Here is a 13573-nt window from a genome sequence, read left to right on the forward strand (position 1 = left end):
GACAGTGGTAATTAACATTTAACAGGATATTTTAGGAGTAAGCGTGAGTTATCTAATGATGGATTTGGCTGGCGTTACGGTCAGCGAAGAAGAAGCCGAGCTATTAAGCCACGATAAAGTGGGCGGCATTATATTATTTACACGCAATTTTTCTAATAAAGCACAATTACAGGCTTTGATTAAATCTGTTCGACATATTCGCCGTGATTTATTGATTGCGGTTGATCATGAAGGTGGCAGGGTACAACGCTTTCGTGAAGAGTTTACTCTGCTACCAGCCATGGGGGATATTTTGCCTGCCGCCAAGGGCGATATGGCGCTTGCGAAACGTTGGAGCCAAGAGTTAGGCTTTTTAATGGCGATTGAGCTTTTAGCTTGTGATATCGACTTAAGCTTTGCGCCAGTATTAGATGTTAATGGTATCAGTGATGTTATTGGCACTCGCAGCTTTAGCGCCGAACCTGAGCAAGTGACCAGTTTAGCTCACAGCTTTATTCAAGGCATGACTCAAGCGGGTATGGCGACAGTGGGTAAACACTTTCCCGGTCACGGCAGTGTAAAAGCAGATACCCATGTGGCGATGGCTGTAGATACGCGCACTAAAGAGACTATTTTTAATCATGATATGCAGCCTTTTAAGCAGTTAATAGGCCAGCAGCAGCTAAATGGCGTTATGCCTGCCCATGTGGTTTATTCGCAAGTAGATCCAAATCCGGCAGGTTTTTCAAACTATTGGCTGCAACAGGTGCTGCGTAAAGAGCTTAAATTTGACGGGGTGATTTTCTCAGATGATTTAGGCATGAAAGGCGCAAGTTTTGCTGGCGATTATATTGGCAGAGCCCAAGCAGCATTATCAGCAGGTTGTAATATGATTTTGGTTTGTAATGATCCTGAAGGGGTTAAAACCTTATTAACCGAGTTTACTTGGCCTGAGCAATTGTCTGAATTTAAATCTGCACTCGCATTAAGAGCGAATGCTAAGCAGGTGATTAATGCCCTTGAACAGTCTGAGCGCTGGCAACATGCGCAGCAATTGGCAAAGCAAATATTAGCGGCAAAAAAATAATAGAAATTGAGCCTTAGATGATTTTTGAGCGGTTAAGTTTGGCTTGCTGTTAAACGACAGAGTTTGTTTGCAGTTGCACGATAAATTATGGCTGGTTAATTAACGGCCAGTCACACGTGAGACAATAGTAAAACCGCAGCGCCTATGTTACATATTGATACAGTGAGTTTGGCATGCGACCCAAGCTCACTGTCATATTATTTTAAAAACTTTATTTCTAGGGCTTTTTTAAGTTTTACTAGAGACTTGTGATAACAGCTAATCCTATGATTAGCTGTTTTTTTTCTAGAGGTTTATAGTGGTTTGAGTTAAAAGCTTTTCAGCGTCCGCTCTTCAGTTGCGACTGCGTTTTCAACCATGGATTCAGGGCCGCTTTCTGCCTCAGTATCAACAATAGCATCAACAATAGCATCAAGATTGGTATCAGTAACCGCGGTATTTACCTCAGTGTCATCAAGCAATAACGCCACAGGACGAGTTTCCGTCGGTTGTTCCATTTTACGGATTTGCATCACAATGCCGAGCCTTGGATGATCAAAATAATGGATTTCACCACTTCTCACGCGGCGGTTTTGCACCATAGGAATCGATTGTAAAAATGGACTCATTACCTTGTCTATATCAGCTTGCTCAGAGTATTGAAAGTATTCACTGGACGCTGTTTGCTTTTGGATTGGCTGGCGCAGTGCTAAGTTGGTTTCAATAAACAAATAATGACTTAGGTAAATATTAATATTACCGTCTAATTCCCACACTGGAGTGGTTTGAGGCTCTGGCGCTAAACTGGCAAAACTTGAATTAAAATCAAAGCCTGAAAATTCATCCTCTACTTGCTCAGAAATAGCATTGCCAGAATATTCAAAGTCTTCAGAGTAATCTTTACCTGCAAAAATACGTATCGGTTTGGCACGATTACGAGATTGCATATCTTGTTGCCAAGTCAGGTGAAGTAAACTGCGCACGTTTGACTCGCGGCGCACCGCTTGGATGATTTCACCAAATTCACTTTGAGACTCAGCCAGTAATACAGGACCATCACCTAAATAGGCTTGCTGCTCACTCGCAGCAGCAATAGAAAATGGCACTTGGCTTGGAAAGGCGGTTTTGTTGGCGCTCACTAACGGATCTTGGCAGTCGATTTCGCTGCTACTCCAGTCAGTTGAGGTGCAGCCGTTTAAACCTAGTGCAACCCCGGTAATATCGTTACTGATCATTGGGGTGATCAAATCGATATTCTTTCGGTTTGGCGCCGCTGCATTATCGTCTTGCCACTTTTCGACACTGTTGGTTTGTCTTTCAAACACATATACTTCAACCTCAAACCATGTTTTAGCTTGGGCTTGCATTGGTGTCGATAGTGCCGATATAGCGGCAATAGAAAAAGCAATGTTACGCAGCACTATTTAGTTTCTCCAGTACGATGTTTATCAAGTTGCTCGAGCAAGGTCTTAATTAAGTCTAGTCGTTGCTTGCTGGTTTCAGCAGGCAAGGTGAACTTTAACTTATTTGGGCCTTCCATTCGATAAATTTGTGGCTGACTTTGTAATAAGCCAATGATAAACATTGGGTCAATTTTATGGTCGTCACTAAATTCAATGCTGCCACCTTTGGCATGCATTTCAATCTTTGTTGCACCTAAAGCTGTTGCCTGATGCTTATATAAGGTTAATTCCATTAAGTTTTTAGTCGGTTCTGGCAACATGCCAAAACGGTCAATAAACTCAACTTTTAACTCATCAAGCATGCGTTCAGTTTCGCAGTTAGCAATGCGTTTATAAAGCGATAAGCGCATATTAACATCAGAAACATAATCATCAGGCAGTAGCGCTGGAATGCGTAATTCAACTTCACACTGGGATTTAAGCATATAATCTAGTGAAGGCTCTTTACCTTCTTTTAATGCTTTTACTGCTGATTCAAGCATTTCCATGTACAAGCTAAAACCAATTTTAGAAATATGGCCGCTTTGTTCATCACCGAGTAATTCACCGGCGCCGCGAATTTCTAAATCTTGAGTGGCGAGCATAAAGCCTGCACCTAAGTCTTCTAAGGCATCAATGGCGGTTAATCGCTTACGGGCATCTGCGCTCATTAATTTAGGGTGCGGCGTCATCAAATAAGCATATGCTTGGTGATGTGAACGGCCCACACGACCACGTAATTGATGCAATTGTGCTAAACCAAACTTATCCGCTCTGTCGATAATAATGGTGTTAGCACTGGGAACATCAATTCCGGTTTCAATAATGGTGGTACACACCAGCACATTAAAACGTTGGTGATAAAATTCTGACATGACTTTTTCAAGTTCACGTTCGCGCATTTGGCCGTGGGCGGTAACCACTCGAGCTTCAGGCAGTAATTGGCGAATGTTTTCAGCGCATTTTTCAATGGTTTCGACATTATTGTGTAAGAAATAAACTTGCCCACCACGCAAAATTTCACGCAAAATAGCTTCTCTTACCGTGGCAATATCGTACTCACGTACAAAGGTTTTTACTGCTAAGCGCTTAGCCGGTGGGGTGGCAATAATGGATAAATCACGCATACCCGACATGGCCATATTTAGGGTACGTGGAATCGGCGTGGCAGTAAGGGTTAAGATATCGACATTAGCCCGCAGGGCTTTTATCTTTTCTTTTTGGCGCACCCCAAAGCGGTGTTCTTCATCAATAACCAATAAGCCTAAGTTTTCAAAGTTTGCTTCAGCCTGCAGTAACTTATGGGTACCAATGACAATGTCGACTTTGCCATCTGATAATGACTGCAGCACTTGAGTTTGCTCTTTAGCTGAGCGAAACCGCGACATCACTTCAATTACCATTGGCCAATCGGCAAAACGATCTTTAAAGTTTTCATAGTGTTGCTGTGCAAGTAGGGTAGTTGGCACTAACACCACCACCTGTTTACCGGCATTGACTGCCACAAATGCTGCGCGCATCGCAACTTCGGTTTTACCAAAACCAACGTCACCACACACAAGGCGGTCCATGGCCATTGGGGTTTGCATATCGCTTAGTACGGCTTCAATTGCAGTTTCTTGATCGACGGTTTCTTCAAAGGGGAAACCTTGTGAAAATTGGGCATATTCTTCTGCATCAATTTTTAGCGCATCACCCGGGCGAGCTTGGCGTCTAGCGTAAACATCCAGTAATTCAGCCGCCACATCGCGGATTTTTTCAATGGCTTTTTTCTTGGCTTTTGACCAGGTTTCATTACCCAGTTTATTTAATGTCGGCTTTTCATCGGCGCCAATGCTGTAACGGCTAATAAGGTGCAGCGATGACACTGGGACATACAGCTTATCGCCTGCGGTATATTCAAGTTGCAGGTACTCGGCCACTAAGCCGCCCGTATCTAAGGTGACAAGCCCCTGATAAAGCGCAACACCATGCTCTAAATGCACAATAGGCTCGCCGACTTTAAGCTCTGCTAAGTTTTTTACCAGTACATCTGAGCTAACTTGTTTTTGCTTTTCACGGCGACGACGCTGAGAAATTCGTTGGCCAAATAACTCTGTTTCACAAATTACGCTGATATCACCTTTAGGGGTGTCAAGTAACATGCAACCTTGTGATAACGGCGAGACGATTAAACCTATGTTGTCTTTAGCGGTTATAAAGGCATTTAAATGGCTAAATAACTTAGGTTTGATGTCAATTTTGCCAAGCAATTCAATTAAGGCTTCACGTCGCCCTTCAGATTCAGCGCTGAATAATAATTGTCCTTTAGTCTGACCTTGGGCCTTGGTGTACGCTTGCAGGTTAATTAACGGCTGTTTGAGCTTATGGTTGGCATTAACATCAGGCAGCCTGGCTACATTTGCCTGCTTGGCTTTTACAATAAGCTCAAGCTCGCCCTCGGCATTTTTGTTAGGCGTGCTAATTTGCGAGCGGGTGTATTTTTTAAAGGCTGCAAATAACTCATCGGTGATTATGTATAGCTCTTGGGGCGCCAGTAACGGTCTTAACGGGTCAACGCGGCGATCTTCATAGCGAGTTTTAATTTCAGTTAAATGATGCTCACTGGCTTGTTCAATATCCCCAAGGGTGATCAGTTGAGTATCCTGAGGAATATAGTCAAATAAAGTGGCGCACTCTTCAAAAAATAGCGGTAAATAGTTTTCAATACCCGCGGGCATTAAATTACGGCTCACTTGCTGATAAACCGATTCCGCTTCTTTTGAAATCACTTCAAAGCGGCGACGGTAACGTTGTCTAAAGCCTTCAATACCCGCTGTATCGGTAGGGAACTCTTTTGCGGGCAACATGCGTATTGAATCAATTTCTTCTTTTGAGCGCTGAGAGTCCACATCAAAATAGCGGATGGTTTCTACTTCATCGTCAAATAATTCAATGCGCAAAGGCTGGGAAGATCCCGTAGGGAAAATATCTAAAATCGAGCCACGGATCGCAAACTCACCATGCTCATAAACTTGATCAACCAAGTAGTAGCCGGTGTCGGTTAGGTGCTGCCTAACCTGCTGTAAGCCGTAAATGTCACCTTTTTTAAGTAGCATGACATTGGAGGTTAAAAACGATTTTGGCGGTAACTTCACCATCAAGGTGTTCACCGGTACGATTATCACATTGTGATGTGACTGGCTCATTTTTGCCAAGGTTTCTAAGCGCTGTGAAATCAAGTCTTGATGGGGCGAGAAGCTGTCGTAAGGCAGGGTTTCTCTATCTGGGAATAAACACACATTGATGTCAGATTCTGCCAGAAGGTAACCCAGTTCAACCTCAAGCTGTAATGCGCTTGGGGTGTCATTGGTAACAACCAGACTAGTACCCGAATGCTGGGAAATTAGGCTAGAAAGCGTAATAGCTTGTGAGACCCCCCCCAGTGTTGTTAAGGTTTGAAACTGTTGGCCTTTTTTTACACTTGGCGGTGTTAGAACGCTAAAATTCTTCATTGAATATCTAACTAACTTCTTTTATAAAAGTGATAAATTTAGCCCGCAGATTGTGATCATCAAAACCAATCAGGCTTGGCTAAATTTGTATTGGCGATAGTTGATTAGCACCAGATTATGATAGCTATTATAAGCAAGCTTAAAACAATATGCAGGCAATATGTGTTATTTGGCTGCTTGTTGGCGAATTTGTTTGCGCTGCTGAAGCATTTTTTGCTGCACTGTTAAGCTGGCTTTAACCAGTTGCTCTACATCGGCATCTAAAATCTGACTAAAATCTAAGCTGACGGCATATTGTGGCTGATTTCTTTTATTATTTTGCTCTGCGTCATCATCAAAGTTAATGAGCTTGCATTGGCTCACCTGACAAAGACACAAAATGGCCACTAACTCGCTACTGATATAAATCGAGGTTTTAAAATACTCACCAATGGTCAGTGGCTTAGGGGTAATTAAACTGATGCCGCTACCACCAAAATGGCTGCCTTGGAATTTTTCACCGCTTTGGACTTCTTTTTCTAGCACATGATGCAGCACTAAATCTACTTTACGTGATTGCAGTTTAAGAAAGTCGACCACAGCTTTAGCATCGTTATCAATACTTCTTAATTGCAGTAAACAGCTTGCTTCTAACTCTTTGACTTCTGACAGTAATTTAAGCCCAACCGATTGCATCGAGCGTAAGTCTTGTTCAGACGGAATGCCTTGAGAACCTGACCAGTTTTCAAGATAAACAGCAAAGTCATGGGGCACGGTAAAATATGCATTGGATTCAGTTAACAAGGTTTGTCTCTTTATTTATCAGACTAATACCCCTATTATCATGCCCATCTTAATGATTTAGCAAGTTTTAGCCTTTGTGTTAAATTAAACTGCTGTTTTTTATTCCAATAAACACCAAGGATGCACTTTTCTTTATGAACTTTCGGTTTTCATTATTCATGGGCTACCGCTATTGGCGGACGCGTAAAGCCAATGCTTTTGCATCTTTCATTACTTTTTTTGCGGTATCGGGCATTTTTTTAGGGGTAGCCGCGCTGATCATTGTCAGCTCAGTGATGAACGGTCTAGAAGGTCAGCTTAAACAGCGAATTTTAGGCGCAGTGCCACAACTAACCCTCATTAATGATGCAGGCTTTAGTGATTGGCAAACCCAAGCTAAGTCGTTAACAACATTGCCGCAAGTACAAGGGCTCGCACCCACGGTGACCACTCAAGCTATGGTGCAATCAAGTAAAAATATCAGCGCTGTACAAGTGTATGGTGTGTTCCCTGAGTATGAGCAAAACCTTTCAGCCATCGTTGCCAATACCTATTCCAGCGCTTTTGAGCAGCTCACTCCAGGTAGTTACAACGTGGTGCTAGGCAGCGACCTTGCCAGAAAATTATCCATCAATGTTGGTGACAAAATCCGCATTTTAAGTGGCGATGGGGTGGTGTACTCACCATTAGGCCCCGTGCCAAGCCAGCGTAAATTTACCGTGGCAGGTTTATTTGAAATGGGCTCGCAAGTGGATGGAGTATTAGCCTATGTGCATTATCAAGATGCAAGACGGTTAATGCGTGTAAGCCCCAGTGAAATTAATGAATTACGGGTTTACTTAACCGATCCCTTCATCGCCCCTGAAATGGGCGTTACATTGACAGATAAATTAGCTCAGCAAGGCATAGCTATTGAAACCCGCGATTGGCGCGATGATTTTGGCCATTTATTTGCTGCGGTAAAAATGGAAAAAAACATGATGTCATTGATGCTCAGTTTAATCGTTGCCGTGGCGGCGTTTAATATTGTGTCGGCATTAGTGATGATGGTAATAGATAAAACCACCGATGTAGCAGTGCTAAAAACCCAAGGCTTAACGACGCAATCGGTGATGAACATCTTTATTGTTCAGGGCTCACTGAATGCCATTATTGGTTTGGCATTAGGCACCTTAGCTGGGGTCACAATTACTTTAAATTTAAATAGTATGCTTAATGTCTTGGGTATATCAGTACTTGGAGTAGGGCAAAATTTACCGGTGATCATAGCAAGTCAACAAATTATGGTCATTGTTGTAGGCACTCTTATCATGACATTACTTGCCACCATTTATCCCGCATTAACGGCTGCGCGAGTGCAACCTGCAACAGCCTTGAGATATGAATAATGAATAAACAACCAGTAGTATTAGAAGTTAACAAGGTCACTAAGCAATTTCATGACGGTGAAACCACCACCAAGGTGCTTTCGAGCGTTGATTTAACGGTTTATCAAGGTGAGCAATTGGCCATTGTCGGCACCTCTGGCTCAGGTAAAAGTACCTTACTGCATATTATGGGCACCTTAGATATCCCAACATCTGGCACCGTGAAGCTAGATGGTGAAGACCTTTATCAGCTAAGCGCAGCTAGACAAGCTGAAGTCAGAAATAAAGACTTAGGCTTTATTTATCAATTCCATCACCTATTACCTGAGTTTTCTGCGCTTGAAAATGTCGCCATGCCAGCGTTTATTCAAGGTCGAGATAAAAAGCAATCGTTAGCTGAAGCTACAGCCTTATTAGAGAGAGTTGGACTAGGGCATCGTTTAGAGCATATTCCTGCGCAGCTTTCAGGCGGCGAGCGCCAACGTGTCGCCATTGCACGGGCGCTGATTAATAAACCCAAGTTAGTATTGGCCGATGAGCCAACCGGTAACTTAGATGCCAGCAGCGGCGATAGTGTGTACGAACTGATTCGTGAGCTTGCTCAGCAACTGGGCACAGCCTTTGTAGTGGTAACCCATGATTATAAATTAGCAGCGAAAATGGATCGTCAATTAACCATGAAAGACGGCGTTTTACAGCAAGTAGCGGAAGAGAAATAATGAAGTCATTACTGCCACTAGTTATCGGTTGGCGTTTTTATCGCGCAAGACAATCTAACGGCTTTATTGGCTTTATTTCATTTGCCTCCACCGCAGGTATTGCGCTGGGTGTGGCAGTGTTAATTTTAGTGTTATCAGCCATGAATGGCTTTGAACTTGAATTAGAGCAGAGGTTATTAGGCGTTGTTGCACATGGTGAACTGCTGAGCGTTAACGAGCCATTACATGACTGGCAAGGCATTGCAGAAACGGCTAAAAGCATGCCAGAAATTGTTGCTACCGCGCCGTTTATTAAAATGCAGGGCTTGGTACAAAAGCCGGGCGGCTTTCAAGGGCTAGAGCTTAATGGTATTGAGCCAGCACTTGAAAAAGAGGTTTCAACCATTGATGAATTTATGCCAGCACAGGCGTGGGCCTCTTTAAGTACTCACTCCAACAACATTGTCGTTGGTCGCAGCTTATTAGACAAACTTGGTTTAAAGGTCGGTGACACCTTATCAATGTACACCCCAGATATGGGGCAAACCAATAAGTTAACTGCGGCGAAAAGTCATCGCTTTGTGGTTGCTGGTGTGTATGACTTGGGTGGAGAAATAGAATCAACTCAAGCCTATGTGTCTTTGCCGTATCTTGCTGAAGTACTGAAACTGCCTGTGGGCTCAGTGACAGGCCTGCGCATTACGGTTAATAAAGTTTTCAGTGCGCCGCGCATTACTCGCGATTTGGGTTATGCACAAAATCAGTATTTGCATTTAAATAACTGGACTCGTTCACAAGGGCATTTATATCAAGATATTCAGCTGGTTAGAATGGTGATGTATTTGGTACTTGCACTGGTGATTGCCGTGGCTTGTTTTAATATTGTTTCTACTTTGGTGATGGCAGTGCGAGATAAAAGCGCCGAAATCGCTATTTTGATGACAATGGGATTAAAGCGTGCCCAAGTGATGGCGATATTTATTATGCAAGGTGCACTCAATGGTGCTTTAGGTTGCACTATTGGCGCTGCTATAGGCGTGACATTGGCACTTAATCTGAGTGCGTTTGCCAATGCTGTTGAGCAATTTTTTGGGATTAAATTACTAGAATCTGATATTTACTTTATCGACTTCTTGCCGTCACAGCTACAGCAACAAGATGTGTTAGTGGTTGTTGGTATGGGCTTTGTGATGAGTTTACTGGCGACTATTTATCCGGCCTATAAAGCAACCAAAATAGCGCCAGCAACGGCATTAGCAGGGCGATGAATTGACTAGGTGTTAGGTGTTGAATCACTGCATTCAAAAGCAGAAATAAAAAATGCGCTCTAGCGCGTTTTTTATTGGTTAAAATTTATTTTCAATTGCGTAACTAGGCGCTTACAACAAGCACTGACAATTGGCTATGAGAATAGGCTATGACAATCGCTATTGATAACATCAACTAGAACAAGGTTCAAAAACTCAGTCTAAACACATCAGTTAAACAAGCTTTTAAAGTAATGCCAAATCCCTAACGAGGTATCAGGAAACAAGTCGATACCTAAGGCAGACTTTAATAAATACAGAGCTAACAAACCAAATAACATGCTGAAAAGTATAAAACCGGTGACAGTGGTAATCATCATCACTAGCGATATTCGTTTTTCGCGGCGAGTATAGGCGCGTTTGTTTTTACCTAATAATAAGACGTAATAAAAACGCCATTTAATAAAAGGAAACTTAAAGGTGCCACGGCTATCAAGAAAGTGACCACCCCAAGTCGATGGACCCAAGGCTTGCTTAATCGCATTGAGCTGCGCATCAGTGAAACTATCGGCAATATCTGACGGCGAACGCTTAAGCATTTTTGCAATGAGAGGATCTTGCCTAATAGACTCAGGCGAAGCCGCTGTCACTTTAGGTTGAACTTCATTGTTAATGTCAGTTTTAGCGGTTTTTTTAGCTACATCCGTATTGCTTTGTGGCATATATTTTCCATAATTATCAAACAAAATAGCAGTCATTGTATTTTGGTATCAGCCAGTTATTAGCGTAAGGCCGGCTTTATTATGACTAAGCTAAACCTGATTTTAATCTAGCATAGAATAAACCCTAGAATACGCCCCAAAAATTTATTTTTACCACGAGGAGTTTGAATGGACGAGGTAAAGCAGGTTATTAACTTTTGGTTTACTGAAATTGAGCCTGCCCAATGGTTTAAAAAAGATGTTAGCTTTGATGAATTAATTCGCACACGCTTTGGTAAGTTACATACTCAAGCCATAGCGGGGGAATTATGGTTATGGCGTCAGCATCTGCAAGGGCGCTTAGCTGAAATTATCATATTGGATCAGTTCTCCCGCAATATTTACCGTGATGATGCTCGAGCATTTAGCGCTGATCCCATGGCATTAGCCTTATCCCAAGAGGCCATTTTACAGGGGCTTGATCAACAATTAACCGCAATCGAGCGAACTTTTTTGTATATGCCCTATATGCACAGTGAGTCGTTAAAAGTGCATCAACAAGGGTTAGCGCTATTTAAAAGTAATGGGCTTGAATCTAATTATCAATTTGAATTAAAACACTTAAAAATTATTGAACGTTTTGGCCGTTACCCCCATCGAAATGAGTTGCTTGGTCGAACATCAACCATAGAAGAATTAGCTTTTTTAGCACAGCCTGGTTCGTCTTTTTAGTTTTATGGCGTATCGACGAGTGCGACAATTTGCATTGATAGGCTCTAGAAACGCTGCCCACGATAACAATTGATGTGTTTGAATGGCAAGATTTACATTTTGTAGTAATGACAACTCTTATTGTGATTTTTTACTAAATATATCAAATTGAAAAATTCATTAAATGGGCACATGATTAATTATCATCCTATGCTAAGCTATTAACTGAATCGCAATCTGAATGAAAAGAGTGATGTTACTTCACCATCGAATAGATGGCTTTTAATTAGCACAAATTGCCATAGAGCGCGGCGTTATGCATGCAAGGACAGTATTGTGAGTATCGAACAATAAATACCACCATTGATTATTACGGTTGTTTTTGCAGGATTAATGTACTTAATCAACTTATACATCAAACTTGTCGTCTTTGAGTTGCCATTCTAGCTTGAAATATTACTAACATTTTTTATTCTCGGTGTAGTTTTTGCGTTGGCTGGTGTTATTTCATTTAAGAAACATAAAACTACAGTTAATCCAGTGAATACTAAAAATGTCACGACTCTCATTAACTCTGGTATCTATAGATACAGTCGAAACCCAATGTATGTTGGCATGCTAATGGCGTTACTGGGTTACTGTTTATATTTAAGCAATCCAATTAACCTTATAACTTTGATTTTATTTGTTTGGTATATGAATAAATTTCAAATAAAACCAGAAGAAGTATTGTTAACTTCTATTTTTGGAAACGATTATATTAGATATAAACAAAGTGTTAGGCGCTGGTTATAACTTCCCTGCTTAATAGCAGGGGTTTAAGTGACAATGAATCGAGGACGACTCAATCAGAAAAGCTATGTCTAAAGAGTTTACTCAATCCGAGTTAAAGTCGGCTTAGATGAGCTTATCTCTTTCTGTGTGGAGATTATTTGAGCTAAACGTTTTGCTTTGTCTGTTAATTGTATTCACTTCCACTATAAATAAGACCCCTTAAATGGGCTCAGGTTTAAAGACTTCTATGAGACTCGATTTATTAATCGCATTTATATCTAAACCAACAAAAGATATTGTTTTTTTAACTGTCAGTCTGCTATTTATCTTTGCTGGGGCTGTTAATCTAGGCTTCACAGGTTTTCTTTGGGCTACGCCATTTATGGTTTTATTCTTTATAATCATTAGGGACTATCACAAGCGACTTAAGTACTCCCTGATTATTATTGTTTCAATGGTATTTGCATTTTTTATGTGGGACAAACCCACAAATAAACTGATATTTCCTTATTTAGGTGCAAAAGTTGAGTTAGTTTCGGGTTGGGGCTATCAGGGGGCAGCATATTCAAATCAGTTTTATCTTATCAAGCCTGATAATATTGAAAATTGGCGACAACGATCACATACCAATGACCCATTCGAGGTAGTGCTATTTGATGAAAATGTTACCCTGACAATGGATCGAGTTGAGATTAGCCACCCTTCGTTTGGATTAAGTTTAGGTGTTATTTTTACAGATGCTAACGGCAATGAATTTTACATAAGCCCTGATAGTTTAATTAATTCAGTCGCAATCGGTGATATTTTAAGTGAACAATTAACCGGTGTTGAAAGCACTCAATCAGCTTGGTCGAATAATATTGGTCTGCTCATGGCATGGCCAATGCTACCAGTAATACTATTTAGTAAAATGTGAATAAATTAATTCCAATATATTTTTCGATGATCTTTGTCTATTAATTGTACAGCGAAAGATGGAGAAGATGACATAATAAAAAGGTATTAATGCCACTGCATTAATACCTTTTTGTTGCTTTAACCCTATCGCTTGTCAGTGATGGCGTTGAAGTCTATTACAGCTTAACCATCAATTTGCCTTTGTTGGCACCAGATAAGAATAAGTTCAATCCGTCGATTGATGACTCTAAGCCATTAAGTACATGGGCGCGGTGTTTGATTTTACCTTGCAGTACATAAGGGGTGAGCTTAGCCAATAAGCTTGGCACTTCACCATAACATGGCCACCCATTCTAAGTGGCTAAATATTGTACTCCTTACTAGGCTTGAGTTATTGCTCATTACTTGGTGACTAAAGATGGCCAGACCTAGAAA

General features: G+C 41.4%; 11 protein-coding genes and 1 pseudogene. 7 read left to right on the top strand and 5 right to left on the bottom strand.

Annotated elements, in window-relative coordinates:
• Positions 1-43 precede the first annotated feature (43 nt).
• On the top strand, positions 44-1066 hold the full coding sequence (nagZ, locus tag AB4140_RS09905; protein WP_102436857.1) for a beta-N-acetylhexosaminidase: 1023 nt from the start codon (positions 44-46) through the stop codon (positions 1064-1066).
• Between the two features lie 308 nt (positions 1067-1374).
• Here the strand turns inward: nagZ and AB4140_RS09910 are convergent, their stop codons facing one another.
• From AB4140_RS09910 to AB4140_RS09920, 3 genes are all read right to left on the bottom strand, one after another.
• Entirely contained in the window at positions 1375-2466 is a 1092-nt protein-coding gene (locus AB4140_RS09910) for a peptidoglycan binding protein CsiV (RefSeq protein ID WP_372000793.1), read from the bottom strand.
• Complete coding sequence (mfd, locus tag AB4140_RS09915; RefSeq protein ID WP_372000795.1) at positions 2466-5981, bottom strand: transcription-repair coupling factor; 3516 nt, start codon at positions 5979-5981, stop codon at positions 2466-2468. Before mfd ends, AB4140_RS09910 begins: the two co-directional genes overlap by 1 nt.
• 165 nt (positions 5982-6146) lie before the next feature.
• Positions 6147-6764 (bottom strand): hypothetical protein, encoded by a 618-nt coding sequence (locus tag AB4140_RS09920; RefSeq protein ID WP_102436862.1) that lies wholly within the window; start codon positions 6762-6764, stop codon positions 6147-6149.
• Between the two features lie 134 nt (positions 6765-6898).
• Here AB4140_RS09920 and AB4140_RS09925 point away from each other — a divergent pair, with 134 nt between their 5' ends.
• Genes AB4140_RS09925 through lolE form a run of 3 tightly spaced genes read left to right on the top strand, consistent with a single transcriptional unit; the run spans position 6899 to position 10076 of the window.
• Positions 6899-8131 (top strand): lipoprotein-releasing ABC transporter permease subunit, encoded by a 1233-nt coding sequence (locus tag AB4140_RS09925; protein ID WP_102519639.1) that lies wholly within the window; start codon positions 6899-6901, stop codon positions 8129-8131.
• Positions 8131-8829, top strand: a complete 699-nt coding sequence (lolD, locus tag AB4140_RS09930) for a lipoprotein-releasing ABC transporter ATP-binding protein LolD (protein ID WP_102436866.1) — start codon at positions 8131-8133, stop codon at positions 8827-8829. The genes AB4140_RS09925 and lolD overlap by 1 nt, the downstream gene beginning before the upstream one ends.
• The gene (gene lolE / locus AB4140_RS09935) at positions 8829-10076 is read left to right on the top strand and encodes a lipoprotein-releasing ABC transporter permease subunit LolE (protein ID WP_372000797.1); all 1248 of its coding nucleotides are present in this window, start codon (positions 8829-8831) and stop codon (positions 10074-10076) included. Before lolD ends, lolE begins: the two co-directional genes overlap by 1 nt.
• Positions 10077-10285: 209 nt before the next feature.
• On the opposite strand, the gene AB4140_RS09940 is transcribed toward lolE, so the two are convergent.
• On the bottom strand, positions 10286-10777 hold the full coding sequence (locus AB4140_RS09940; RefSeq protein ID WP_241905026.1) for a hypothetical protein: 492 nt from the start codon (positions 10775-10777) through the stop codon (positions 10286-10288).
• A 168-nt stretch (positions 10778-10945) separates the two neighbouring features.
• On the opposite strand from AB4140_RS09940, the gene AB4140_RS09945 reads away from it, so the two are divergent.
• The 3 genes from AB4140_RS09945 to AB4140_RS09955 all read left to right on the top strand — a co-directional run bounded on the left by AB4140_RS09945 (position 10946) and on the right by AB4140_RS09955 (position 13157).
• Complete coding sequence (locus AB4140_RS09945) at positions 10946-11488, top strand: DUF924 family protein (protein ID WP_303462067.1); 543 nt, start codon at positions 10946-10948, stop codon at positions 11486-11488.
• Between the two features lie 450 nt (positions 11489-11938).
• Positions 11939-12262 carry an isoprenylcysteine carboxylmethyltransferase family protein gene (locus AB4140_RS09950; RefSeq protein ID WP_372000801.1) on the top strand — a complete coding sequence of 108 codons (324 nt, stop codon included), beginning with the start codon at positions 11939-11941 and terminating at the stop codon, positions 12260-12262.
• A gap of 226 nt (positions 12263-12488) precedes the next feature.
• Positions 12489-13157: a hypothetical protein gene (locus tag AB4140_RS09955; protein WP_372000799.1), complete on the top strand. Its 669-nt coding sequence runs from the start codon at positions 12489-12491 to the stop codon at positions 13155-13157.
• A 157-nt stretch (positions 13158-13314) separates the two neighbouring features.
• Here the strand turns inward: AB4140_RS09955 and AB4140_RS09960 are convergent.
• Positions 13315-13476 (bottom strand): annotated as a pseudogene (locus tag AB4140_RS09960) (NADP-dependent oxidoreductase); the annotation flags it as partial.
• Between the last annotated feature and the right edge of the window lie 97 nt (positions 13477-13573).

Origin of the sequence: Shewanella sp. 10N.286.51.B2 (assembly GCF_041469265.1) — a bacterium.
GTDB lineage: Bacteria > Pseudomonadota > Gammaproteobacteria > Enterobacterales > Shewanellaceae > Shewanella.